Source organism: Gemmobacter caeni (assembly GCF_003054195.1).
Classification (GTDB): domain Bacteria; phylum Pseudomonadota; class Alphaproteobacteria; order Rhodobacterales; family Rhodobacteraceae; genus Gemmobacter; species Gemmobacter caeni.
This window is the reverse complement of record NZ_QBKP01000013.1, coordinates 82,229-105,795: the sequence shown is the minus strand read 5'-3', so window position 1 is coordinate 105,795 and position 23,567 is coordinate 82,229. Positions and strand designations below refer to the sequence as shown.

General features: G+C 62.9%; 20 protein-coding genes. 10 read left to right on the top strand and 10 right to left on the bottom strand.

Annotated elements, in window-relative coordinates:
• Positions 1 to 89 precede the first annotated feature (89 nt).
• A complete protein-coding gene (locus C8N34_RS18210; RefSeq protein ID WP_108129960.1) occupies positions 90 to 794 on the top strand; it encodes a response regulator in 705 nt (234 codons plus the stop codon).
• Here C8N34_RS18210 and C8N34_RS18205 read toward each other — a convergent pair.
• Positions 764 to 3,499 (bottom strand): ATP-binding protein, encoded by a 2,736-nt coding sequence (locus C8N34_RS18205; protein WP_158640728.1) that lies wholly within the window; start codon positions 3,497 to 3,499, stop codon positions 764 to 766. The two genes, C8N34_RS18210 and C8N34_RS18205, sit on opposite strands and share 31 nt — an antisense overlap.
• On the opposite strand from C8N34_RS18205, the gene torT reads away from it, so the two are divergent.
• Both torT and C8N34_RS18195 read left to right on the top strand, forming a co-directional pair.
• On the top strand, positions 3,498 to 4,499 hold the full coding sequence (torT, locus tag C8N34_RS18200; protein WP_158640727.1) for a TMAO reductase system periplasmic protein TorT: 1,002 nt from the start codon (positions 3,498 to 3,500) through the stop codon (positions 4,497 to 4,499). The two genes, C8N34_RS18205 and torT, sit on opposite strands and share 2 nt — an antisense overlap.
• 144 nt (positions 4,500 to 4,643) lie before the next feature.
• Positions 4,644 to 5,711 carry an IS110 family RNA-guided transposase gene (locus C8N34_RS18195; protein WP_108129958.1) on the top strand — a complete coding sequence of 356 codons (1,068 nt, stop codon included), beginning with the start codon at positions 4,644 to 4,646 and terminating at the stop codon, positions 5,709 to 5,711.
• Positions 5,712 to 6,014: 303 nt separating this feature from the next.
• Here the strand turns inward: C8N34_RS18195 and C8N34_RS18190 are convergent, their stop codons facing one another.
• Positions 6,015 to 6,419, bottom strand: coding sequence for a single-stranded DNA-binding protein (locus C8N34_RS18190; RefSeq protein WP_028030787.1), 405 nt, complete (start codon positions 6,417 to 6,419; stop codon positions 6,015 to 6,017).
• Positions 6,420 to 6,859: 440 nt separating this feature from the next.
• Here C8N34_RS18190 and C8N34_RS18185 point away from each other — a divergent pair, with 440 nt between their 5' ends.
• Positions 6,860 to 7,177: an H-NS histone family protein gene (locus tag C8N34_RS18185; protein ID WP_108129957.1), complete on the top strand. Its 318-nt coding sequence runs from the start codon at positions 6,860 to 6,862 to the stop codon at positions 7,175 to 7,177.
• Between the two features lie 196 nt (positions 7,178 to 7,373).
• Here C8N34_RS18185 and C8N34_RS26430 read toward each other — a convergent pair whose 3' ends face one another.
• The 6 genes from C8N34_RS26430 to repA all read right to left on the bottom strand — a co-directional run bounded on the left by C8N34_RS26430 (position 7,374) and on the right by repA (position 14,373).
• The gene (locus C8N34_RS26430) at positions 7,374 to 7,538 is read right to left on the bottom strand and encodes a hypothetical protein (protein ID WP_165496653.1); all 165 of its coding nucleotides are present in this window, start codon (positions 7,536 to 7,538) and stop codon (positions 7,374 to 7,376) included.
• Between the two features lie 391 nt (positions 7,539 to 7,929).
• Positions 7,930 to 8,403 carry a hypothetical protein gene (locus C8N34_RS18180; RefSeq protein WP_108129956.1) on the bottom strand — a complete coding sequence of 158 codons (474 nt, stop codon included), beginning with the start codon at positions 8,401 to 8,403 and terminating at the stop codon, positions 7,930 to 7,932.
• 101 nt (positions 8,404 to 8,504) lie between these two features.
• Positions 8,505 to 10,670 carry a ParB/RepB/Spo0J family partition protein gene (locus C8N34_RS18175; protein ID WP_108129955.1) on the bottom strand — a complete coding sequence of 722 codons (2,166 nt, stop codon included), beginning with the start codon at positions 10,668 to 10,670 and terminating at the stop codon, positions 8,505 to 8,507.
• Between the two features lie 168 nt (positions 10,671 to 10,838).
• Positions 10,839 to 12,050 (bottom strand): plasmid replication protein RepC, encoded by a 1,212-nt coding sequence (repC, locus tag C8N34_RS18170; protein ID WP_108129954.1) that lies wholly within the window; start codon positions 12,048 to 12,050, stop codon positions 10,839 to 10,841.
• 213 nt (positions 12,051 to 12,263) lie between these two features.
• A complete protein-coding gene (gene repB, locus C8N34_RS18165; RefSeq protein WP_108129953.1) occupies positions 12,264 to 13,196 on the bottom strand; it encodes a plasmid partitioning protein RepB in 933 nt (310 codons plus the stop codon).
• The gene (repA, locus tag C8N34_RS18160) at positions 13,180 to 14,373 is read right to left on the bottom strand and encodes a plasmid partitioning protein RepA (RefSeq protein ID WP_108129952.1); all 1,194 of its coding nucleotides are present in this window, start codon (positions 14,371 to 14,373) and stop codon (positions 13,180 to 13,182) included. The genes repB and repA overlap by 17 nt, the downstream gene beginning before the upstream one ends.
• A gap of 209 nt (positions 14,374 to 14,582) precedes the next feature.
• Between repA and C8N34_RS18155 the strand changes: the two genes are divergently transcribed.
• Complete coding sequence (locus C8N34_RS18155) at positions 14,583 to 14,810, top strand: AbrB/MazE/SpoVT family DNA-binding domain-containing protein (protein ID WP_108129951.1); 228 nt, start codon at positions 14,583 to 14,585, stop codon at positions 14,808 to 14,810.
• Positions 14,800 to 15,195 (top strand): PIN domain-containing protein, encoded by a 396-nt coding sequence (locus tag C8N34_RS18150; RefSeq protein ID WP_108129950.1) that lies wholly within the window; start codon positions 14,800 to 14,802, stop codon positions 15,193 to 15,195. Before C8N34_RS18155 ends, C8N34_RS18150 begins: the two co-directional genes overlap by 11 nt.
• Positions 15,196 to 15,216: 21 nt before the next feature.
• Here C8N34_RS18150 and C8N34_RS18145 read toward each other — a convergent pair whose 3' ends face one another.
• Entirely contained in the window at positions 15,217 to 16,101 is an 885-nt protein-coding gene (locus tag C8N34_RS18145) for a recombinase family protein (RefSeq protein ID WP_108129949.1), read from the bottom strand.
• Positions 16,102 to 16,326: 225 nt separating this feature from the next.
• Here C8N34_RS18145 and C8N34_RS18140 point away from each other — a divergent pair, with 225 nt between their 5' ends.
• From C8N34_RS18140 to C8N34_RS18125, 4 genes are all read left to right on the top strand, one after another.
• Positions 16,327 to 17,475 (top strand): hypothetical protein, encoded by a 1,149-nt coding sequence (locus C8N34_RS18140; RefSeq protein WP_242013843.1) that lies wholly within the window; start codon positions 16,327 to 16,329, stop codon positions 17,473 to 17,475.
• Positions 17,476 to 17,618: 143 nt separating this feature from the next.
• Positions 17,619 to 18,848: an exonuclease subunit SbcD gene (gene sbcD / locus C8N34_RS18135; protein WP_108129948.1), complete on the top strand. Its 1,230-nt coding sequence runs from the start codon at positions 17,619 to 17,621 to the stop codon at positions 18,846 to 18,848.
• A 3-nt stretch (positions 18,849 to 18,851) separates the two neighbouring features.
• Positions 18,852 to 22,583 carry an AAA family ATPase gene (locus C8N34_RS18130; RefSeq protein WP_108129947.1) on the top strand — a complete coding sequence of 1,244 codons (3,732 nt, stop codon included), beginning with the start codon at positions 18,852 to 18,854 and terminating at the stop codon, positions 22,581 to 22,583.
• A 16-nt stretch (positions 22,584 to 22,599) separates the two neighbouring features.
• Complete coding sequence (locus C8N34_RS18125; RefSeq protein ID WP_242013842.1) at positions 22,600 to 22,875, top strand: oxidoreductase C-terminal domain-containing protein; 276 nt, start codon at positions 22,600 to 22,602, stop codon at positions 22,873 to 22,875.
• 316 nt (positions 22,876 to 23,191) lie between these two features.
• On the opposite strand, the gene C8N34_RS18120 is transcribed toward C8N34_RS18125, so the two are convergent.
• Positions 23,192 to 23,551, bottom strand: a complete 360-nt coding sequence (locus tag C8N34_RS18120) for a RidA family protein (RefSeq protein ID WP_108129945.1) — start codon at positions 23,549 to 23,551, stop codon at positions 23,192 to 23,194.
• Positions 23,552 to 23,567: the final 16 nt, after the last annotated feature.

The window sequence follows — 23,567 nt, the reverse complement described above, 5'->3', positions numbered from 1 at the left end:
CCGCGACCGTGCCGGTTTACCCCGCCGGAAGCCTTGACAGCCGTCAAACCATGTGGTGAAGAGATGTGAAGACATGTAAAGACGCAGCCATGACCGCACATGTTCTGATTGTCGAAGATGATCGCGTCACGCGCATGCGCCTTGCAGCCTATCTGCGCGGCCTCGGCCACCGCGTCACCGAGGTCGAGGATGCCGAGGCGATGCAGGAGGTGATCGACACCGACCCGCCCGAGATCCTGCTTCTCGACATCGGGCTGGAGGGCAAGGACGGGCTGACCATCACGCGCGAACAGCGGGCGAAGTCGCGGGTGGGCATCATCCTGCTGACCTCGCGCGACGAACAGGTGGACCGCATCATAGGGCTAGAGATGGGGGCGGATGACTATGTCACCAAGCCGTTCGACCGCCGCGAACTTGCCGCCCGGATCAAGAATTTGCTCTACCGCATCACCGAGATCGGACGCCGCGCTCCCGTCGCCGATGTGGTCGAGGAGTTCGGACCTTGGCATTTCGACCGCATTCGCCGCCGTCTGGTCTCGGCCGCGCGGGTAGAGACGCTCAGCGCGCAGGAATTCGATCTGCTCGACACGCTGACCCGCAATCCCGGCGTCACCTTCGGCCGCGCGAGGCTGAGCGAGATTGTCGGACGCGGCGAACTGCGGCCCGGCGACCGGACCATAGACGTTCTGATCGGGCGGCTGCGCAAGAAGATCGAGGCGGACCCGGCCCAGCCGGAATTCCTGTTGACGCGAATGGGCGAAGGCTATGTCTTCGCGGGCTTTGCGAAGGGCTGAAGATCAAGGCCTGCGCGGCGCGCGGCAGAGGCCAGTTCATTGATCGCGTTGGAAGCCACGCTGTTCAACGTCTCAAGCGCGGAAGGCTCGCCCGCCTCGATGCGCTGCATCAGGTTGCAGAACGGCTCGAGCCGGAAGTTCGACGCGGCCCCCTTCAGCCGGTGCGCCAGCTTGCGCCTCGTTTCCGGATCGGGAAAGTCCCGCAATAGAGGAACCGCAGCCAAAATGTCGGCCATCAGGGCCGCCACGATCTCGGCCGTCTGCTCGGCACCCAACCCAGCGATGTCGTCGCGCAGGGCGACATCGACAACCGATCCAGGCGCGGTTTCCGCCGCGGGCAGTGGCTCGCCCCCTTCCAGGAACGATGCCAGCGCACGGGGCGAGATCGGTTTGGTCAGCACCCGGTCCACGCCGAACCTCTCCCGCGTTTCGGCATCATCCCGCACGAGGTCGGCGGTCAGGACTGCCACCCGCGCCCCCTTGCGCACGATCTGCGATACGACGGCATCGCCGCTAAGGTCCGGCAGGTTCAGGTCGACGAGCATCGCGTCGAAATCCCCGTCCCGCGCCGCCGCAAGCGCCGCCTGTCCAGTCGCGGCCTCGGTCACTCTGCATCCCATGCGTTCCAGATAGCCGCGCGCCACCAGCCGGTTGACGGGGTGGTCATCCACCACAAGCACTCGCCGGCCTGCCCCTGCTGCCGGCTCGGGCGGCAGGGCGGAGATTGCGTCAGGGTCGGCCTCAGGCAGGCTCAGGACCAGCGTGAAACTGCTGCCGCGTCCCGGCAGGGTGGAGATCCGCAGTTCCGCCCCCATCGCATCGGTCAATTGCCTGACGATGGCCAGACCTAGCCCCACGCCCTTGACCCCGCTCTGACGGGCCGAGCGGCTGCGGCCGTAGATGTCGAAGGCCTGCCGCGTCTCGTCCGCAGTCATGCCGGGCCCCGTGTCGCGCACGCAGAGGCTGAGCTCCTGCTTGCCCGGTGGTATGGGCCTTGCACCAACGCTCAGTGTCACACTACCCCGCGCGGTGTATTTGACGGCATTGGACAGCAGGTTCATCATCACTTGCCGGATCTTGGTAGGCTCGCCCACAAGCGCTGGGGGCAAATCCGGATCGATCCTGACTACGGCTTGCAGCCCCTTTGCCGCCGCGATCACGTCCAGATGCGCAGCAAGACCCTGCGCGACCACGGTCGGGTCGAACGCTGCAAGGCGCTTCTGGTCCTGCCCGTCCTCGCCAACCGAGAAGGTCAGGATTTCCTCGGTCAACTCCTGCAGGTCGCGCGCCGACGTCAGCGCCACCTCCAGCCGCGCGCGCCGCCCCGCGTCTGCTTCATCGGCGCCCAGCAAGTCCAGAAGCCCGATCAGCCCATTCAGGGGCGTGCGGATCTCGTGGCTCATGCGGGCCATGAAGTGGGTCTTGGCTCGGCTCTGCTCTTCGGCATCGGCGCGGGCCGCATTGGCAGACTGCATTTCGGCCACCACTTCGGCAGTGCGATCGAGTACTGCCGCTTCCAGCCGACCACGCAGGGTCATGGCCTCTTCGGCGCGGTCCCGCAGGATGTTCAGCGCCGCTTCCAGTCGCCCGATCTCGTCCGCGCCGCTGATCGTGAGCGCCTGACCCAGATCCCCGTCCGCCATGGCCACCATACGGTCGGCCACGCCTTCCAGTCGCAGGACGACCCGGCGTCGGATGCGCGTCCAGACCATATAGCCGGCAAACAGCGCCAGAAGGATCACACCCGCAAGCGCAGCGGACAAGAGCGTCGCCTGCCAGCCCGAGGCAGCAACCGCGGTTTGCATTCGTTCCCGCGTCTCGACACGTCCTTGCAGCGCCTCTGCGATCAGCAGGTCGAGCTGGCGGCCAAGCTCCAACGACAGCGCATCGAGTGCCTCTTTTGCCTGCAGCGCCGAACGGCGCTGCGCGATCACTCCATCCACCGTCAGGCCCTGTGCGAGTTCGGCCACAATGTCGGAGGCCATCGCCCGTGACCGGGCCGAAAGCATGAAGGTCACGCGGTCCTGCATCAGCGCCACCTCCGCCTGGTAATCACGCTCCAGAGCGTCCAGTTCGGCATTGCGGCCCGCCATTCCGACCCGCGCCAGCAACTGGCCAAAGGTCGAAACCGCCTCGGCCATCTCCGCCAAACGCTCATAGGCAAAGAAGTTCGCATCGGCCAGACGGTCGAGTTCCGGCCGCGTATCCGCCCCCGATGGCAGGGAGTAGAGTTCCCAGATTCCCGCCGTAACACGCAGGCGCGCCAGATCGGCCTCGGTCGAGATAAGGGCCGAAAGCATCGCGCCCGCTTCCGAAAGCGACGCACGCTCGGTGAGCTCCAGTTCCGTCGCCTCGATCAGCACGGCAACGGTGCTCTCCATCTCGGTCACCACACCGCGCACCGGAGTGGCCGAATCTGGCTCTGGCGCACGTCCGAGAAAGGCGCGGGTAACCTCCAGATCGGCGGCGATGCGGTCGATCCGCAGCTGCAACGCCCGCGCCAGGTCTTCGGACTGACGCAACTCCCGCGCTGCGGCCAGTTGACCCGCCAGAGCCGCCGCGAAATCAGCATCCTGCGCCACCCGCTCGGTTCTTTCGATGATCGCGATGCTTTCCGACAGGACGCGCTGCTGGGTTTGGGCAAGGAAGCGGTTGACGCCGAACGATGCCAGACCGACAACGACCATCAGCCCGAAAAGGACCATGAAGAAGGACTTCAGCTGCGTGTCGAACCGTGTGGAGCGCATCAGGAAGGATTACCGCCGGATCATCGGCGCAGCAATCTTCGCCCTCTGCGGCCTTTTCGGCGGCACGGCATGGGCGGACGGACGCACGCTTTGCGTGCTTGTCCCGCATTTCAAGGATGAATACTGGCTCAGCGTCGCCTACGGTGTCGAACAACGGTCCGAAGACCTTGGTTTCTCGGTGCATTTCTTCGAAGCGGGCGGATACGACGCCCTTGAGAACCAGCTTCGGCAGATCGACGCATGCAGGGCGCTTCAGCCCGTGGCAATCCTGATCGGCGCAGTTTCTTCGGACGCACCGGGCCTGCTTACGGCGGTAGAGGTGGCATCCCGAAGCCATCCGGTGATCGGGCTAGTGAACGAACTGCATTCCGACGCACTTGCCACACAGGTCGGCGTGGATTGGGCGAACATGGGCCGCGCGTTGGGCAGCCATCTTGCCGACCGCTACCCAGGTCGGGGCGCACCGGTCGAGGCTGTCTTGCTGTCCGGGCCGCCAAAGGCCGGATGGGTCGCACCGCTTGAACGGGGACTGATGGAAGGTCTAGTCGGATCGTCGGTGACTATCGTTGCCACCTATGGCGCCGATACGGGCACCGCTGAACAGCTTCGCCTGGTTGAAAAAGCCCGCGCAGAGCATCCTCAGGCCGGTCTGGTGATCGGGACCGCCCCCGCCATAGAGGCCGCGATGGCCCTCGAAACGGGCGACGACGGACCGGCGCTCGCGGCCACCTATTCAAGCCACAGCATCGCGCGCGGACTTGTCGGACGACAGGTCCTCGCAGCCCCCTTCGATGATCCGGTGCAGCAGGGTAGGCTCGCAGTCGATGCCGCCGAAGCCATCCTGGGCGGCGCAGCAATCGACAAAGATATCCGCACGGAAATCAGGGTGCTGACCGGAGGACTGGACCCAAGCGACATCGCCCTGTCACCCGCAGATTATTTCCCGCATCTGGACTGAGCCGCTCAACATTTCGCGGGGGGACACGGCGAGCAGGCTCGCGAATGCTCCGCCTCAGAGTCCGCTAATGGGATGTGTCGGCTGCTTCCCCAGCGTTGGGTTATCCTGAAGCAGGATGCCCCCTCATCTGCAGGAGAAGCAGCGATGCATGCGAAGAAGAAAGGAAGCACTGAAGAACTCGCCGTGGTCGGGATCGACATCGGCAAGGAGACTTTCCATCTGGTTGGGTTTGACCGATCCGGTCAGCTGGTCATGCGCAAGCAGATCAAGCGGCTAGCCCTGTCCGCGACGTTCGAACATCTCCCTCGTTGCGTTGTCGGAATGGAGGCGTGCCTCAGCGCCCATTTCGTCAGCCGGACGCTCCGCGGCATGGGCTTCGAACCGCGGATTATTCCGGCGATCTACGTGAAGCCTTTCAACAAGGGCCAGAAGAATGACTACAACGATGCCGAGGCCATCGCAGAAGCAGCACTTCGGCCCAACTTGCGGACCGTTGCCGAGAAGGATCAGGACCAGCTCGATCTGCAAGCCCTGCATCGGGTGCGGGCGCGACTGGTCTCGCGGCGCACAGCGACAATCAACCAGATCCGCGCCTTCCTGATCGAGCAAGGGATTACTGTCCGCTCCGGCCTCCGCGCATTGAAGAACTCCTTCGAAGCGATCCTCGATCAGCGTCGCGAGGAGATTTCGCCACGGATCCGCGGCATCCTGATGGGCCTCTATGGAGACTGGCTCTGGCTGGACCGACGGATCGAAGACGTGTTGACCGAGATCGAAGAGATCAGCCGTACCGAAGAGAACTGCGCAAACATCATGAGCATTCCGGGGATCGGCCCGATGATCTCGACCGCGATGGTGGCAGCGATCGGCAAAGGCGAAGCCTTCGACAGAGGGCGCGACTTCGCAGCTTGGGTGGGGTTGGTGCCCACACAATACAGCACCGGTGGGCGCACGATCCTCGGACGGATCACGAAACGCGGCAGTCGCTACCTGCGCATGCTGTTCGTGCAGGCGGCGAAGGTGATCATGATGCGCCAGCACAGGTGGGCCGACTTCAGCTTCGGTCCATGGCTGACGGGGGCAGTCGCACGAACGCCGCGCAACAAGGCCGCCATCGCCTTTGCCAACAAGATCGCCCGAACCGCCTGGAGCGTTCTCCACCACGGCACTCGGTTCGATGCAAAACAAGATCCGGCTCTGGAAGCGATCTGAAGCAACCAAGGCCGAAACGGAGTTCGCGACGGAGAAGACAGCATGGAACGGAGAAGATACGCCCCCAGAGTCTGACGGCCCAAAAGGTCATCATCGACCTTTCCGCTAATGAGACCACGGCGCGTGCGTAACCCCATCAAGGCCACGGCCCGCGAGCCGATCAACAGGCCGGATACATATGAGCGATTTCCGAAGCCGCGCAGAAACTCAGTTGCGAACAGCAGCCGACACATACATATGGGCCGAAAACGACGGAGCCCGGCGGGTTTCCCCGCCGGGCCCTAGGGGGAGACCCCGTTCTTTTCAGAACGGGATCTCGTCGTCGCGGTCGACCAGCTCGGGGTTTTCGTTCTCGGCCGACTTCGGGCGGCTCAGGAAGTCGACCTTCTCGGCGATGATCTCGCAGCCGTAACGGTCGGTGCCGGTTGCGTCGGTCCACTTGGTGTAGTGGATGCGGCCGTGGACGAGGACCTTCATGCCCTTCTCGCAGTGCTCTGCGACGGTCTTGCCGAGACCGTTGAAGCAGGTGATGCGGTGCCATTCGGTGTCCATGACCCGGTAGCCGTTCTCGTCGCGCATCACGCGACCTTCCGAGAGGCGCGGCCGGGATGTGGCCAGGGTGAAGTTGGTGATCTTCGTGCCGCTTTGGGTCGAGCGCACTTCGGGCTTTTGACCGATGTTGCCGGCGAGGATGACGATGTTCTGCATTTTGTAGTTCCTGTGTTTTCTGTCCCTGGGACCGTCCCTTCGACAAGACCCGGAAAAGCCTGTCGGCTGAGGCGTGCACGGGAGACGGAACGTCGACCGGAAACCTCCAGAGGGCCGGGGTGGAGCGGGCAGGTGACGCGATCCTTCAGGATCGCTAGCCAACACGGCCCGGACTGACGCGGGGTTGCGCGCCAGAGGCCGAACAGGCTTAGGGGATTGTCAGTCGAAGGAATGGCACCGGTGATAGGAGGGGCCCGGGGGCTCTCGCTGAACTCGGCCTTCCTGGCCAAGGCAACGGAGTCAAAGCATTTTCGAAACCGCCGACCCGGCAGCTCAAGCCAACCTTATCCCCCTGCCCTACCCGCAGCAACTTCCATGGGAGTTGCGATGTTGCGACCTGACGGCTATCCCGGACGCATCACTCAGGACACGAGGGACCAATGGCTGATTTCAATCTCGAGGCGACGTCACTTAAGGAACTGCGGCAATTGCAGAAGGACCTCGCCAAGGCGATTTCCACCTATGAGGACCGTCATAAGGCCGAAGCCCGCACCAAGCTGGAAGCCATCGCCAAGGAGATGGGCTACTCCCTCGCCGACCTGATCGGTATTGAGGTGAAAGCCACTCGTGCGCCGGCCCTCGCGAAGTATAGGCACCCTGAGAACGCGGCCCTCACCTGGTCGGGCCGGGGCCGGAAACCGCACTGGTTCGCCGATCACGTCAATGCCGGCAAAGACCCGGCTGAGCTCGCGGTCTAAAGACAGCAAAGTGGGAACGGCCAATTCACCTTTGAAAGTCAGGTGATCACAGCTCCCGTGGGGCAGCGGTGATCGCCCATTTCGCTTGCCGACCGTCGTCGCCTCACTCTGCTGGTCGGCACAGGATGGCAGACAGGCGAAAGGCCCGGATCGGAGCCTTCGCTCCGCCTCCGAGCCCCAGGAGAATCCGTGGGCCTTACGCCCACGGGTCGACCTCAGCGATCACTTGAACCTCGTCGCCGTCGATTTCATCGGCGGGGACGGCGCCGAAGGTACCATCGCCTGCCTGGAAGACGACGATCGAGACCATGAGCGTGGCGGCAAGGGAGGCGGCGAAAGCGTAAGCATCTTTGCGGGACATCTGTTTGGCTCCTGTCTTGGAGGCGGGGGACCATCCCCCGCGCGACAGGACCCCGCAGGCCCGAAGACTGGCTGACATCACCGGGTGCGTTCGGCTTGCCCGAATGCACCCGGCGGCACGGGCATGCCCGTAGTCCGACCCCTCGCGGGTTGATCTCGAAGACGGGATTCGGGGCAAGGAAGGGAATGGCGAGCGGGGGATGGTGCCCCAACGTCAGGAGCCGGTTGTCCCGCTCATGCTTGGAACGCCGCCAGCCTCCCGGGGAGACTCGTGGTTGAAGACTTCCGCCTTTGGGGATGGATCCTTTGGTGCCCCGCGATTTCGCGGGACGAGGTTCAAGTGGTCGGCGAGAGGCCGGCCGGTGAGCAGGCCCCTCACGCATTTTCTGGGCTCAGGCGGCCAGGTCCGCGCCCCCTGCCCTATCGCCGTCCTCGGCACCGACGATCTCGAGCCGCGCGTTGCGATAACCTTCCCGCGCGATCCAGAGCTCCGCTGCGGTGACGGACTCCGCCAGATGCAGCAGTTCGCTGTTGCCGCCAAAGTCCAGCAGCACGCGCACCTGCCCGGGCTTCGGTTCCTCGGCCACTTCGAAGATCAGTCGGCTGTCTGCCGAATGGCTACGCATGATGGTGACGAGAATGACCCCGTCCGAGGAGAAGTTCCCTTCGTGAAGCGTGAAGGAGGGCGGAGCGGTCCAGGTTGGATAAGCCCTTGGCGGTTCCTTCTTCACAAGACGGCCGACGCCGTTCGATCGCTCCCAAGCCGCCAGCTTCTTCTTGAACCGTGCCGGCGGCTTGGGACTGCCGTCGGTGTAACGGATCAGCGCCCCGAGGGGGGCTGTTTCGATTATGGTCGTTGCGGACATGTTTCCTCATCCCGAATGCAAGCGTTCGCATTCATCATATTGATATTGCTGTATTTTGTGGGGTGTGGGGGCGGGTTTTCCCGCCCCCCCGATGGCTCAGATCACTCCGCCGCCATCATCGACGTGGCGTTCTCCGGCAGATCGGCCGTCAGGAAGGCCGGGAGATCGGCATTTTCGGGCTGGCCCGCGTCCTCTTCCTGCCCTTCTGCGATCGCCCCACCGTCCAGTGCGACCAGATCGGCCCGGCGCAGGACCTCGGGCAACCACCCGCTTCCCTTGAGGAGCCGCTCGGCTTCCGTGGCCATCTCGCCCTTCTTCAGGTGATCGAGCAGCTGCGCGGTCCCCTCGCCCTTCGCCTCGCGCACAGCCTCGAGGATCCGGGCCTTGGGCACGCGGTTGAGATAGCCATCGACCGTCGGCTCCCAACCCGCCTCCACCATGTCGAGTTCGACTGCGCGGGCCACGAGATCGGCATGCGCCATGCGACGGGTCAGACCGCTGGCGGAGATACCCGCTCCATAGGGGTTCACCTTCTCATGGAGCGCGTTGATGCCGAAGCTGAGGCAATGCGCCAGGAGCGCCAGACGGCTGCCCTGGTCGAGCACGGCCAGACAGTCCCAGAGCGCGGCATCATCGCCGAGAGGCAGATCAGCCTCCCAGGCCGCGTGCCGCTCGTCGACCAGCTTCGCCACGACGCTGTCCTTGAGATCGGGCGCCTGCGCGGACATGTAGACGTGACGCACGGAGGCCTCGAGACAGCTGCCCGAAGCAGAGGAGGTGCGGAAGGTGTCCGTCACCAGTTTCAGAAGCAGGAGTGTCAGCGCCACGTCAGGCGAGCGCCCGATGGCTTCGCGGAGCGCGAGGGTCCGGTGGGCCGTCAGTTCCATGACCAGCCGCTCGGGCAACGGCTTCAGCGCTCCGTCGTCGTCCTCCTCGGACGGGTCCGCACCGATCGGCTGACCACCCGAGGTGATGATGGTGCCGCCAGCGGGCGTCGCCGATGGTTTCCAACTGGAACCGCCGACATCACCCCCCTGCCCCATGGCATCCACACCATCCTGGACCGCGGTCTCCTCATGCGGCTCGTCTTCGGCCCGGACATAGCCTCGATAGATCGCAAGACTGCCGTCCCGATCCAGTGTCACGAAGACACCCGCGTGCGCAACCTCGGCCGGGTCGTAGTTCAGCGGCCGCTGTTCGAGCGCCTCCATCGCCATCTCGAGCTGCCCAAGCCGGGCATCGATCTCCTCCGGGTACTCGTCCTCGCCGGAGTATTGCTCCTCCAGCGCACGATACTCGGCGAGGAGCGTCGCATGGGCTGCGCTCTCCTCGTCGGTCATCGGCGCTGGATCACCGGCCAGACGCCGCAGGCCGTGGCTGTAGCCATAGGGCAGGTCGGTCGCCACCTCGATCCACTTCCAGCCCTCCGAGACCAGCGCCTCGGCTTCGGCCTGAAGCTTCTCGGAGACCAGCCGGTCGAGCAGTGCAGGGTCCTCGAGCCAGCCACCGTCATCGCCCTGGAAGAGATCGCGCAACACTACACCGCCTGCAGCCTCATAGGCATCGACACCGACGAAGACAGCACGACGATCCGAGGCCCGGACCGAGGTTTCCGTCAGCATGCGCCGGATGGCATAGGGCTCCTTGTTCCAGGAGTTCTTCACCGCGTCCCAGACCTGGTTCTGACGCACATGATCCGGGTTCACAGTGAACGCCATCAGCTGTTCCAGCGTCATGCCATCGTCGGCATAGACTTCGAGCAGGGCAGGGGCCACGGAGGCCAATTTCAGGCGCTGCTTGACGATCTGCGGCGTGACGAAGAAGGCCGCCGCAATCGCTTCCTCGCCCTGACCTTTCTCGCGCAGGGCATGGAAAGCGCGGAACTGGTCGAGAGGGTGCAGGGCAACGCGCTGCATGTTCTCCGCCAGCGAGTCATCCTCAGCCAGGATCTCCGACGCAGCATCCCGCACGATGCAAGGGATCGGCGCGGTCTTCGCCATCCGCTTTTGCTTCACGAGGAGCGACAGCGCCTGGAAACGACGACCACCGGCCGGGATCTCGAACGTCCCGGTCTCGACACCATCGGCATCGAGCACGGGCCGCACGTTCAGGCTCTGCAGGAGCCCGCGCCGCGCGATGTCTTCGGCCAGCTCTTCCACCGAGACGCCGGCCTTAATGCGTCGCACGTTGGACTGGCTCAGGACGAGCTTGTCGAAGGGGATGTCCCGCGAAGGGGACAGGGTGACTTTCTGGGCAGATTTCGCCATCAGATCTTCTCCACGACGGGCGCCGGAAGCCACTCTCCCGATCTCACTCACCGTCACACCTCAAACCCCCAACCTTTTCCTCTCTGTGCTACTGACCCAGCGACGCGTGACTTTACAGCTGTTAAGTCTTGTCGAACTTGGTGATCGCCCCAATAGACTTAACAGCTGTTATGCAGCACTTCGGCGGGAAACCAGCGCCATGACCATCGGCCCGCAAGAGAACTCGCCCGTCGCAGCTTTGGATGTGAGCGCGCGCAGGTACCCCCCAGGCGATCGGATATCGGAGAAGCGTTCCAAGATGGCGGCCAGGACGATGGACGCCTGCTCTGGACCCATGAACCGCTGCGCTTCTTCCCACGCGGATGCACTGATCCCCATTGCGGGCCGGACGTGGCATGCCGCATCGAAAAGCTGATGCCAGTGTCGGATATCGCCCTGGTAGAAAGTCTTGAGGGAAGGGCAGGCCGCAATCACCAGATGGAGTGGAATCTTTGGCAAACTTCTCGTCTCTGCTTCTTCCACATCTGCACCGGGCGCCTCACTATCATCATCTGGCCCGCCGCCCGCCGCCCCGCCTTTTTTCAAGGCAGGTTCAAGATCGATAGTGTCTGTATTTGAATTATGATGGTGACGCTCAAAACGGTCATCATTGGTGTTCATTTCTTCTGTTTCAGGACCATCGATGAGGTTCCGTGCCTGATCCAGGAGGGCTTCGAGTTCACCACGGCAGGCCACGAGGTCATCAAGCGACAACTTGCGGCGCAGAGCGCGCGCTGTGAGGGCCGCCGTGTCGCGAAGCTGATCCCAGAAGCCAAAGCCCGGCTGGATATCCTCTCCAAAGTCCGCTAGGGCCGCGAGATCGCGCCGCATGAGGCTCACGACCTCCCTCAACCGTCTGACACGCTCCTCGGCCTCACGCACGGCCTCAGCGGCCCGCGCAATCTCCTCGGACCGACAGTAGAGCGGCGAGAGGTCGAAGCCGAAGGCCACACGCTCTTCGCCGCTCTTGCGGACATAGCGCTTCCCGTTGGGGCTATCCCGCCGCATGAGCAAGCCTGCCTCGACCAGGCGCGCGAGGTGACGGCGCATCGTGGAGCAGGGCATGCCATTCAGCCGCTCGCAGATCGCCTTGTTGGAAGGGAAGACGACCATCTCGGCGTTCCCACCAAGCGCATCATCGGGAAAGAAGCTAAGCAGCCCCTGCAGAACCGTCAGATCGCGCTCGGAAACCCCAAAGGCAGCTTGCGCCTTGGACAACTCGCGCAAAAGTTCCCACTTGTTGACGGGCTTGCCCGGAACGGATGCCTCGGGCCGCTCGATCACGCGCAGATGGGCATGCGAGATCGGCCGCATAAACGGCGAAATCGGTGTGTACTCCATGATGTCAGTTCACGAAGGCAAAATTTCCCTGGCCCGCGAATCGCTTTGCGCTTGCGGGAAAAGGGCCAGATCGCTACATTCAGAGGTGCGAAAACTGAGTTTTGTAGCGGGCTGGTCCCGTGCGAAACCTAATAAAGGTCTCGTGAAGCTTGCTTCTCGGGGCCTTTTTCTTTTCTGCCTGTCTCGTGCCTCCTTTTTGGTTGTCGCTCTTCCTCAGTCTTCCTTGCGCTTCCAGCGCTCGTGAAGCTCGGCGATCAGCTGCGGGGCCTTGCCCTCAAGCCAGCTGACGAAATCTCTGTCCTCAGCCTTCAGTTCGAGCTTGAACTGTCGGCCGCGGCCGCCTGTCGCGATGGTTGCAGCCCCGACACCCGGAATGGCCACACTTGGCGTCCCTCGGGGACCTGATGGACGGGTCGGCCGCTCTACCTGCACCACTGCTGCGAGGACGGCAAGGAACGCGGCGTCCGACTTTTCGTCAGGGCCACCAGAATGAGAAGACCTGGCCTCTGCCGCCACTGCAGCGAGGTTCTCGCGGTCCACGGATGCATCGCCCAGTGACTTCTTGAGCTCCTCCCAACGAGGCCGGCCGATGCCAGGTGCCGTACCGATCGCTAGGACGAGGCTTTCACCAACCGCGCGGACGACGCTTAACAGCTGCGACACACCGGCTTCGGTAAGGCCCAAAACCTCTGCCACACCCTTGTTGGTGCGTTCCGCCTCTCCCAGATGATCGCCATTGAGCAAGGCCGCCGCGACCAAGGCCCGTTCGATGAAGCTCAAGTCACGTCGTTCTTGGTTCTCGAGCAGCTGATCCCGAAGCGCCTGATCTCCGTCCATTTCAGTGACAATCGCACGGACCTTGATCCCGAGATCCCGGCAGGCTTCAAGCCGACGACGCCCGTAGATCAGGCTGTAGCGATCCCCTTCGAGAGGTCGCACGAGGATCGGCACCCGTTGGCCGCTTCTGGAGATCGATGCCTTCAGCCCAGCAATCTCGATTTGCAGACGGTCATCCAGCCTGCCCACGGTCTCGATGTGGTCAGGCTCGATCTCGAACACGCCGCCCCGCAGCCTGCGCCCCTCAAGAGCGTCGGGGGCATTGCGCAAGGTCTGCAATGGCAGTCCTAGTTTAGGTTTTCTTGCCATTGCGTCCCCACGTGCTCTGGATGATCGCGGCGATCTCGTCGTTCACGGCATTCATGGACTCGATGGCGCGATCAAAGGTCTGGCGCGTGAAGTCCTTTTTGTCCGCCTCATACAAGGTCTGCTTGGTCAGCCCGGCATCCGATATCGCCGTCGACTCGACCATGTGGTTGGTCAGCACCGAACGCCCGAAGAGCCCGCGGATGAAGGCGATCACCTCGGTCTGTGGGGCGTCGCCCACCTTGTAGCGGGTCGGCAGGAACCGGAGCCAATCGAACCGCAGGTTGGCGCCTGCATCGCGGATCACGCCCAACAGGTCGGCCGTCATCCGCAGGAACTGCGACATGGACATGAGGTCAAGCATCTGCGGGTGGACCGTAACCAGAACCCCCGAGGACGCGGAGAGGGCAGACATGGTCAGGAAGCCCAGTTGCGGAGGGCAGTCGATCACGACGACATCGTAGTCGCTTTCGACGCTGTCGAGTGCGTCACGGACTCTCGCGAAAAAAGCGCGGGCGCCACCACGCTGGATCGCGGCCGGGGTCTCATGTTCGAACTCCATGAGCTCGAGATTGCCCGGAATGAGATCCAGGCCACGGATGTATGTCTTCCTGATGACCTCGGAAACAGGGACAGGGTCGTCATAACGGACCGCGTCGTACAGCGTCCCGCCCTCCATGAGGTCCAGTTCAGGCTGGATCCCGTGCAAGGCGGACAACGACGCCTGCGGATCCAGATCAATGGCCAGCACCCGATAACCCTTGAACGCAAGTCTCTGTGCAAGATGTGCAGATGTGGTGGTCTTGCCGGACCCACCCTTGAAATTCACAACAGAAATGACTTGCAGCTCGTCGCCTTTGCGCCGACCCGGCACGTAGGTTCCAGGCTTCTTGGCATTGGCCTCGAGACTTTTTCTGATTTCCCAGACATCGTCGAGGGTGTAGCGGCGATGGCTACCGGCCGTCGTTTCGACGTCTGCGATCTTGCCTTCCCGATGAAGTTTGCGAAGGTAGGTGTGATCGACACCGAGCAACTCGGCCGCCTCACCGCTCGTCAAGCTACGCATCACCTTCTTCGCATCGGGCGGAAAGTGTGCTGCGCGTTGCGCATGCAGGTTCGAAGCCAGGAGTTCGGCGTAGTGGCCAATGGCAACGTCCAGGTCTTTGTCTATCTCGGTCATGCCCCGCTCGATCCGTGGGCGCGATTTTTATGTGACCGCGCGTTATTTTTCGAGACTATTGCCTGACCAACCAGATTCGCGCAAGCTGTTTCTAAATCTGGTGTCAGCCTCTGCGTGACGCACAAGAGTAGCCCGCGCTCGCGGACAGGCTTGCCCATGCAGCCAGCATGATATACATTCTTGCGCGTATATCCACGCAGGAGACCACGATGCAGGTCGCAAAATGGGGCAACTCGCTCGCCGTCCGTCTGCCCGCGGAGCTTGTCCGGGAACTTGGCCTCAAGGAAGGCGATCAGATCGACCTGGTCAAGGACGACGGCCAGGTCAGAGTTCGTCGCCTGCCACGTGCGGACGAGGTGCTGAAGGGTCTGCGCCGCTTCCGAAGGAAGCTGCCCGCTGCGGAACGCCTGAGCCGCGACGAAGCACATGAGCGCTGAGTTCGCAGACACGAACGTTGTCCTCTACCTGCTGGACGAGGGCTCGAAAGCCGACCTGGCTGAGGCCATCATGGGGCAGGGACCCCGGATCAGCGTCCAGGTCCTGAACGAGACGCTGGTGAACTGTCGGCGCAAAGCCGGGCTCAGTTGGGAGGAGACGGGGGCGTTTCTCGCAGGCGTGCGCGCATTGTGTCCCGTCGAGGATCTGACGCTGCACACACATGACGTCGGTAGAGCCTTGGCGGAGCGCTACGGCTTCTCGATTTACGATGCAATGATCGTGGCAAGCGCGCTGGTCGCGGGCTGCACCAAGTTGTGGAGCGAGGACATGCAAGATGGCCTGCTCGTTGAAAACCAGCTGCGGATTGTGAACCCGTTTGCGTAACGGGGTGGCTCTCCGCCACATCTACCCGAGCAGCCCCAACCTCTCAGCCCGCTCCAGCAGCATCTTTACCGACGAAGGCTGCCAGCTGGTCCGCCCACGGGGCGTCCGCTCCCGCATCTTCTCGAGCCTGTTGCAGATCTCCTGCAGCGTAATTTCCGGGTTCGCGCCCTTGATGCCGGCCACGATGGCGGGAAGGCGGTCGTCGGTCTCACGGCGGCCGGCTCGGGCCAGCACTGTCTTGGGCAGGAAGCCGTCGCGGACGTAGGCATTCACGGCGCGCAGCAGGCGGCTTTGCGTCCATTGGCGCTCGCGGGGAAGGGGGCCGTTGACGATCCGCAGCACGTCTTCCCAGGCCATGTCGGGCCGCAGGCGGCGCACATGGGGCACCCAGTCCTGTGCCGTCTCGTTCAGCCGTTCCATATAGCCGTCCTGTCGGGCCAGCCGCACCTTGCGAAGCGCCGCCGGATCGCGGGCCCGCAGACCGGGGTTGCCGCCGATTCGGCCCTTGCTGCGCGCCGAGGCCAGCCCCGCCTTGGTGCGTTCGCGGATCAGGGCGCGCTCGAACTCGGCGGCGGCGCCCAGGACCTGTAGCGTGAACTTGCCCTGCGGCGAGGACGTGTCGATCGGGTCCATGAGCGAGCGGAAGAACGCACCCTTCGCCTCCAGCCGCTCGATCACCTCCAGCAGATGCGAGAGGGACCGCGCCAGACGGTCGATGCGGACGACGACCAGCGTGTCGCCCTTGCCAATCCGCTCGAGCACACGGGCCAGCACGGGCCGCGCGCGGTTGCCGCCCGAGGCTTGTTCCTCATGGATCTCGGCGCAGCCTGCGGATTTCAGTGCCTGCGACTGGGGCAGGGGGGTCTGATCCTCGGTCGAGACGCGCGCATAGCCGATCAGAGGCATCAAAACAGGCCGTTTGCAGTTTCATACACCACTAATAAACGACCGTTTGTGAACAGAAGCAAGAGCACTCTCCATGGCCGAGGTCAGCGAAATGCCCTTAGTTTCCTATGGCTGCGCGCGTTCAGAGTGATCTCGCGAGCAGTCGCGCGCGCGTGCTATTTAGGAAGTAAAGACGCACCCCGAAAAACCCTTGGGTAAAGTGCAAAACTGACTTATTTTGCACATATGACGCCTCAAGCATTTGCTCCACATAATAGTTTTGACGACCCTCTGACCGGGGTGGAAGAGGCCGCGGAGAGATCCGAAGACGATCTGTGGTTCCTGCCCGGTCCAATCGAAGACGAGCCCGACGATCTGCCGCCCATCCCCAGGGCCGAACCCCACGAGACTGCAATCCTTGACAACTGGCGCAAAGCCGAGGCGGACAATGCCGCGCGGCTCGCCCGTGTCGCAGGTCGGCTCGGTGGGCTGGACGAGCGGTTGCGGAGGGGGCCTGAGGGCTGGCGCCACAGGCTCGCCCTGATCGAAGCGGCCGACCTAAGCTGGTTCGCAGGCGACCGCATCGGACCGGATCGACTGGCTCTCTGGATCGCCCTGCGCCTGTCTGGAGTTCAAGACGACACTGCCGCCCTGGCACGGGTCGGATGGACGGTCCGGCGACTGACAGGAGGGCCAGTGCCAGAGGTGGACCTCGCTGCTTTTTTGGGTCGCCGTGACCCCGAGAACTTGGCTGATGAAGCGGAGCCCTTCACGGATCGCGCGGGCGGTTGGCTGGATTTGATGGCGCAAGCTGCCGATCTCCACCCGATTAGCCGCGCCTGCATGGGCTTCCACCTTTGGAGCTTGGCCGGTCTCGGGCAGCACGGAGACAGGATGGAAGCGGCAGTCACGGCTGCCCGGATCGCAGCCAGTGAGGGAAAAGGGGCAGTCTTTGCGCCACTGGCCATGGGCGGGGTAGGGGGCCTTCGTGCCTATGGCCGACCCGCCGACCGTTTGACGCGCTGGCTAGACGGGATGGAAACGGCTTGCCTGAGCGCGATCCGGCACCTCGACGACGTTGAGGTATGGGCTGCGCGAGCGGAGGCAGAGATGACCTCACTCTCAGGCAGAACGCCCAAAGCCTTGCGCGCGTTACTTACTGAATGGCCACTCGTCTCTGCCCCAATGGCCGAGACAATGACCGGCGCCAGTCGCGCCGCCGTTCAGCGTAACCTCGCTTGGATGGAGGCGCGACACCTTATCCGCGAAGTGACCGGGCAGGGTCGATACCGGATGTGGCGTATCGCTGAAGCGCGCGAAATCGAAAGACGGTCAATCGCAAACAGGCCTAGGAAAGTTTCGCCGAATAGCTCTTTCGAGAAGAAGGCCGGATAAAGATGCGCAGCGCAGTGGTATTGAGTCTTGCTCGCAGCTTCCAAGAGATAGATCGTGACAAGAGATGGCCAAGGTACGCTGTACTCTCGTGATTTCTTGCGACGCAGGTTGCGTCGAATAACTGCTTTGGTTTTGAGGATTTGATGCGCGCACTGCACACCGCCGACTGGCATATTGGTCAAACCCTGAACGGCTGGTCCCGTGAGCGCGAGCACGAAGTGTTCTTCGCCCGGCTCGCCGACGTCCTGGAAGAGGAGGACATCGATCTCCTCCTCGTCGCTGGTGACATATTTGACAACACCAACCCATCAGGCGAAAGCCAGCGACTCCTCTATCGGTCCCTCGCAGAGTTCAAGCGTCGGCGCCCACGACTTGTCACCGTGATCTCGGGCGGCAATCATGATCCCGCCCTGCGTCTAGAAGCACCCGCCGATCTGTTTGAGAGCCTTGATATCCACGCGATCGGGACCGTGCGCCGACAAGCTGGCGTTCTGGATGCACGAGAGCATCTCGTCGCCATCCCAGGTCCAAACGGCAATCCCGCTCTTTACGTTCTGGCGATCCCTTTCCTCCGTGCGGCCGACCTCACGGGCGTTACCTTTTCAGACACAGAGACCGGGCTCAGCATTGAGGCCGCAGCACGGTCCTTCCATGCCGAAATCGTTGCAGCCGTCGAACAGATCGTGGATGATCTGCCCCTTATCGCCACTGGGCACCTCCACTGCATGGGTGGCATTGAGAGTGAAGGCGCCGAGCGCCGGATTCTGATCGGCGGCTCGCACGCGGTACCGCCGGACATCTTTCCTCCTCGCCTTGACTATGTTGCCCTCGGCCATCTCCACGGGCCACAGAGCCTCGACGGCGGCCGCGTCCGATATTCCGGAAGTTGCTTTCCGCTCTCGGCTTCCGAAATCCGTTACAGTCACGGCGTCACGATCCTTGAGATCGATGGACGCAGTATCACGACACGCCATCGCGATATCCCCTGGCCGGCTCTGGTCCTCCGATTGCCCAAGTCAGGGACGATGAACCTCAACGACTTGGAAGTCGCGCTTCTGGAAGTCGTCGCTGTCCCAGACATGGGACTGCGACCCCTCGTCTATGTCGAACTTGCGGCCGGGCCCGACGCGCCTGCCGTGATCATAGGCAAAGCCGAAGCGCTGTTGCGCGCGCTGCCCGTCCGTCCAGCAGGCATTCGAATCCATCGTGCCGTGGATGCGGATCCAGAGAGTGCCGCCTCGGCAGCCCCAGTGATCTCCCTCAAGGACACGCAACCCGAGGACCTCTTCGTGCAAGCGTTCAGCCGCAGGCACGGCATAGCTCCTGACGATCGCCACCTTGCGGGGTTCCGCGATATTCTGGGGAGCCTGTGAGCCATGCAGATTCTCTCGATCAGCGGGGAAAACATTGCGAGCCTCGCAGAGCCTTTTGCGATCCGACTCAATGAAGGACCTCTTTCATCTGCCGGCCTCTTTGCCATCACGGGAGAGACCGGTGCAGGGAAATCGAGCCTTCTCGATGCGATGTGTCTGGCCCTCTATGGCGACTGTCCTCGCCTTTCGGGTGCTGGCACTCGGGAAAGCGTCGAGGACGTCGATGGTCAAGAACTGAAGTCCAACGACCCCCGCATGGCACTTCGCCGTGGAGCTTCCAACGGTTTTGCCCGCGTAGTGTTCCGGGCAGTCGATGGAGAGGACTATGCAGCGGAATGGATGGCTCGCCGGGCGCGGGGAAGACTGGATGGGCGGCTGCAGGCAGTAGAGCGGAGCGTGATGCGGCTGTCGGACAAGCAGGTTCTCGCGACGCAAACCTCCATCGTGAACGAGCGCATCGTCGAGCTGACCGGTCTGACATATGATGAGTTCCGGCGGACAGTGCTCCTTGCTCAGGGCGATTTCGATGCCTTTCTCGTTGCAAAGACGGGTGACCGGGCTGCGATCCTCGAAAAGGTGACAGGCACCGAGATCTATCGAGCGATCTCGCGGAAGGTCTTCGAGCGTCATGCGGAGGCTCGGCGCTCGCTCGACTCGCTCGAAACGCGGCGCGGCGAGCACAGGCTTTTGTCCGGCGATGAGCGCGAAGCCCTGTCCGCGCAGATTGGGGAACTGCGGGACCTCCAAACCCTGGATGGCAAGGAACTTCAGCGGATCTCGGTCGAGATCGCCGTGTATGCATCGCGGGACGAAGCCCATACGAAAGTCACCAAGGCGAGGCAGCGGGTGGCAACAGCGCAAACAGCGCTTGAAGACTGTGCAGAGAACCAAGCTTGGCTCAGGGAATGGGAAGGCGCGCGCGGCCTGCGCGGCGAGATTAAGGAACGGGAAATCGCGGTCAAAGCTCTCGGCGATGCTGCAGCATCACGCGATGACCTCATCATCAAACATGATCAGCAGGATGCGCTGGTGAAGGAAGTGAACGTCGCGGTGCAGACGGCAAAGGCCGATCACGACGCGGCGGAAGAGCTGTTCAAGAAGCTCGGCCCGGACTGGACACGCGCGACGACCCTCGATGGGAACATGAGGACCGCAGAGGGCGAATTACGGGATGCCGAGGCGAAACTCGCCGATGCGGCCGAACAGGCAAGACAGGCGGATGCTGTTTCGCAGGACCTGGAGAGGGACAAGACGGCGCTCGAGGCGGCTGTTGCGCGGGAGAGCGCCCCCCTCGAAGCCGTCGTCGGCCACGAGACGTTGTTGGCGAACTGGACGATGCTCGAGGGTCGCCTTCAGGATCGTATCGAGGCGGCCACCAGCCTGGCAGCATGGTTGGTCGAGAAAGCGGACCTGACAGACTCGATAGCGATCGACGTCAAGACGAAGACGACCGCGCAGGACGCGATTAGGAGGGCCGACACTACCATCACGGCTGCCCGCGAGAGGCAGGATCAGGTTGCGGGTGAGCGCGAGGCGTTGAGGTCCGCTAACCCGTCCGCCAGATTGGTGCGTCTGTCACAAGCGGCGACGGACCTGCGCGCTGTGCAGGGCGCTGATCGAGAGGTGGGCGCTGCACGAAGCGTGATCTCCGGGAGTGAAAGGAAGATCGCAGATGCGCGCGCACAGCTTGCCTTTGCGGTCGCGGCGAAGGCGATTGCGACCACAGAGGTCGAGGCCGCCCGGCAAAGGGTCGAAACGCTCAGGCGTCCGGTCGCCAGTGCTGCTGCCGCAGTCTCGGTCGAAGCTGCGCGCCTGCGGCAGCATCTCCGGGATGGAGAACCGTGCCCTGTCTGTCAGTCGCTCTCTCATCCTGTGATGGAGGACAGCGCCTTGGCGCAGCTTGCGGCCGGGCTCCGCTTGCAGCTTGAGACCGAAGAGAAAGCGTACTCTGCGGCGATGGACGCACTCCGAAACGCCGACGGAACAGCAGCCGAAGCCGAGAAAATCAGCGCCGAGCAGACGGCGATCAGGCCAGAGCTCGACAGTCGCCTCGCGAAGGCCATCGAGGCTTTCACCGAAGCGCGCGGCCTTCTGGACGGCACCGCTCTCGACAACCGGCTCCCGCGCGAGCCCGGTGTCGGTGATGTCGTATACGCGCAGATTGTCGTGACGATCGGCGAGTGGCGCAAGAAGCTGGAGCAAGACCGGGACCGCCTCGAGGAGGTCGACAGGATTCATGACGACGCGGCCAGGGTGATCGATGCACAAGGGCGTGAGATCGCACGCCTTGAGGCACAGATCCGCGATCTTGATCAAAGGATGGCGGGATCCGGGTCAAGGATCGAGAAGCTGTCCGCGAATATCGAGACTGCAAGAACAGCGGTCGAGCAGATCGACACCCGGGTCGGAACAATCCTCGCGGCGCTTGGCCGCGATGTTGAAGCGTTCGGCGAGGGCGCAGAGGACGTGCTAAGCGAGCTGCAAAGGGCCGTCTCCGACCTGACGGAGGCGCAGCGTCGCCTCACCGACTATCGGGCCCGGCTTGCAGAGCTGGGGCCCGACATCGCCCGAGCTGCGGCTGAGCTCGCAGTCGCAAGGCGTGCAGAGGCGGATGCCACGGCTCAAAGGGATGCGCGGACCAAGAACCTAAAGGCTCTCAGAGAAGAAAGGGCATCGCTGCTGGGAGGTGAGCCTACGGAGGTGCACCGGACGCGGCATAACGATGCGCGAAAAGATGCGCTACTCGCACTCCAGCGCGTTGAAGCCACGGCCAGGCGCGAAGCGATCGTTCTCGCCGGCTTTGAAAGTGCGCTAGCCGCCGCTCGCCAGACCGTTGGTCAGGCTGAAATCGGTGCAAAGACCGCTGAGGAGGCGCTTTCGGCCGCGTGCGCTGCCGCGGGTCTGTCTTTTGAGCGCGTGATCGCACTTCACGCAGCCTCCGACGCAGAGGTCACTTCCCTCCGCGAACAGGTCCAAAAAGCACAAACTGAAAAGACCGAAGCCGACGGCGCGCTCAAGGAGCTTGAGTCTGCCTTGATTGCCATCGAAGAAAAGGGGCTTCCAGACAAACCTCGGGATGAGCTCGAGGCCCGCAAAGACGAGGTCAATGCCGCGGTCGAGAAACGGGCCCAAGAGATCGGCGGGTTGATCGAGCAGCAGTCAGCAGACCTTCAAGCGCAGGAAAGGTTGAAGGGCCTTGAGACCGAGATCAAGGAGGCCAGCGCGACCGCCGATACATGGCTCGCGATCAATGACGCCATCGGCTCTGCAAGCGGAGATCGCTTTGCCCAGATCGCGCAGGCCGTAACCCTTGGCCTTCTCGTGGAGCGTGCGAATCTGCACCTAAGGGACCTCAAGCCACGGTACCAGTTGGAGGTCGCTGCGTCTGACCTAGCGCTTCTCGTCATTGATCTCGACATGGCCGGTGATCGACGCACGACGCGCTCTTTGTCGGGTGGCGAGAGATTCCTTGTTTCTCTGGCGCTCGCTCTGGCCCTTTCGGGCATGGGTACACGTCGTGCCTTGGCCGGTACCTTATTCATTGACGAAGGCTTTGGGTCGCTGGACTCCGATAGCCTCGATCTTGCCATTGATGCCTTGGAGCGACTGCAAGCGGAGGGGCGAACCGTGGGCGTGATCAGCCATGTACAGGCAATGAAAGACAGGATCCCGGTTCAGGTCGAGGTGATCAAGACAGGCGGTGGGGCCAGCGAGGTTCGATTGAAGGTGGCGTAAAGAAAATGTTTGAAACGTGAAGATTCTTTTGATGGTCTTCGCCAGATTGGGGCAGTGTGCCTACAACCAGGTGGTTGAACGGCGCGGCCAAGGTCGCTCTGCCTCAGTTTGGTACTTCGGGGGAAAACGGCTATTGGCCGTCGACGCCATGAACGACCCGCGGGCCTACATGGTCGGCAAGCGGATCATCGAGGCGGGCCAAACTGTTCAGCCCAATCTGGTGCGGGACCCAACCACGGATTTGAGAACGCTGGCTCCGTCAGCCATTGGCAGTTCATGGCATCCACTGTGACTTGATCTCCCTGCAGACCGGTAACGATCTGCAAACTGCGGCACCTTTGGGTGCCGCTTCTTTTTGAGCGTGGCGATCAATCCTGTTTATCGATTCCGGTCGTAGACGCATGCGCGTTAGTGCGGCTTGGATCATTGCCAGCCACCCGAGCACTCACAAGCCTTGAGTGATGCTTTGACGGCCTATCCATGCGCAGCCGTTGGAGATACAAGGGCTGACCCGGCGCATCTGCCGGGTCTGTTCTATCTCGCGGCAGAGACTAAGCTGCCAAATCGGCATCGACCAGCAGCCGAGCGGAGATCAACCGGAAGTGAGCCTAAAGACGCCTAGGATTACGGGCGACGACGATCATTTCGACGCGCATACCTGCACGCGCCAGAGCAACGCCACCTGTCGCCCGGGCCGGAGGGTTGCCCAGATCGACCCAGGCGTCCCAGACGGCGTTCATCCCAGCGAAATCCGCCATGTCGGCCAGCCAGACCTGGACCGACGCGATGTCGGCCTTGCTGCCGCCCAGTTCTGCCATCACGGCATCGACATTCGCTAGAACCTGCCGGGTCTGGGTCGTGATGTCCGCCGTCAGATCGTCGGGCACCTGCCCGGCCAGAAAGACGATGTCGCCGACCGTGACGGCCTCGCTCATGCGGGGGCCGGGATTGAGGTGGGTCAATGTCATGATTCTTCCTTCGGTT

Bases quoted from the DNA above. Each gene is read 5' to 3' on its own strand.
- torT (WP_158640727.1), top strand. From the start codon at position 3,498: ATGAAGAAGGACTTCAGCTGCGTGTCGAACCGTGTGGAGCGCATCAGG.
- C8N34_RS26430 (WP_165496653.1), bottom strand. From the start codon at position 7,538: ATGTCCCGCAAAGATGCTTACGCTTTCGCCGCCTCCCTTGCCGCCACG.
- C8N34_RS18150 (WP_108129950.1), top strand. From the start codon at position 14,800: ATGAGCGCTGAGTTCGCAGACACGAACGTTGTCCTCTACCTGCTGGAC.
- C8N34_RS18175 (WP_108129955.1), bottom strand. From the start codon at position 10,670: ATGGCGAAATCTGCCCAGAAAGTCACCCTGTCCCCTTCGCGGGACATC.
- C8N34_RS18195 (WP_108129958.1), top strand. From the start codon at position 4,644: ATGCATGCGAAGAAGAAAGGAAGCACTGAAGAACTCGCCGTGGTCGGG.
- repC (WP_108129954.1), bottom strand. From the start codon at position 12,050: ATGGAGTACACACCGATTTCGCCGTTTATGCGGCCGATCTCGCATGCC.
- C8N34_RS18155 (WP_108129951.1), top strand. From the start codon at position 14,583: ATGCAGGTCGCAAAATGGGGCAACTCGCTCGCCGTCCGTCTGCCCGCG.
- repA (WP_108129952.1), bottom strand. From the start codon at position 14,373: ATGACCGAGATAGACAAAGACCTGGACGTTGCCATTGGCCACTACGCC.
- C8N34_RS18120 (WP_108129945.1), bottom strand. From the start codon at position 23,551: ATGACATTGACCCACCTCAATCCCGGCCCCCGCATGAGCGAGGCCGTC.
- C8N34_RS18140 (WP_242013843.1), top strand. From the start codon at position 16,327: ATGACGCCTCAAGCATTTGCTCCACATAATAGTTTTGACGACCCTCTG.
- C8N34_RS18180 (WP_108129956.1), bottom strand. From the start codon at position 8,403: ATGTCCGCAACGACCATAATCGAAACAGCCCCCCTCGGGGCGCTGATC.
- C8N34_RS18205 (WP_158640728.1), bottom strand. From the start codon at position 3,499: ATGGTCCTTTTCGGGCTGATGGTCGTTGTCGGTCTGGCATCGTTCGGC.
- C8N34_RS18145 (WP_108129949.1), bottom strand. From the start codon at position 16,101: ATGCCTCTGATCGGCTATGCGCGCGTCTCGACCGAGGATCAGACCCCC.
- sbcD (WP_108129948.1), top strand. From the start codon at position 17,619: ATGCGCGCACTGCACACCGCCGACTGGCATATTGGTCAAACCCTGAAC.
- C8N34_RS18190 (WP_028030787.1), bottom strand. From the start codon at position 6,419: ATGCAGAACATCGTCATCCTCGCCGGCAACATCGGTCAAAAGCCCGAA.
- C8N34_RS18210 (WP_108129960.1), top strand. From the start codon at position 90: ATGACCGCACATGTTCTGATTGTCGAAGATGATCGCGTCACGCGCATG.
- C8N34_RS18130 (WP_108129947.1), top strand. From the start codon at position 18,852: ATGCAGATTCTCTCGATCAGCGGGGAAAACATTGCGAGCCTCGCAGAG.
- repB (WP_108129953.1), bottom strand. From the start codon at position 13,196: ATGGCAAGAAAACCTAAACTAGGACTGCCATTGCAGACCTTGCGCAAT.
- C8N34_RS18185 (WP_108129957.1), top strand. From the start codon at position 6,860: ATGGCTGATTTCAATCTCGAGGCGACGTCACTTAAGGAACTGCGGCAA.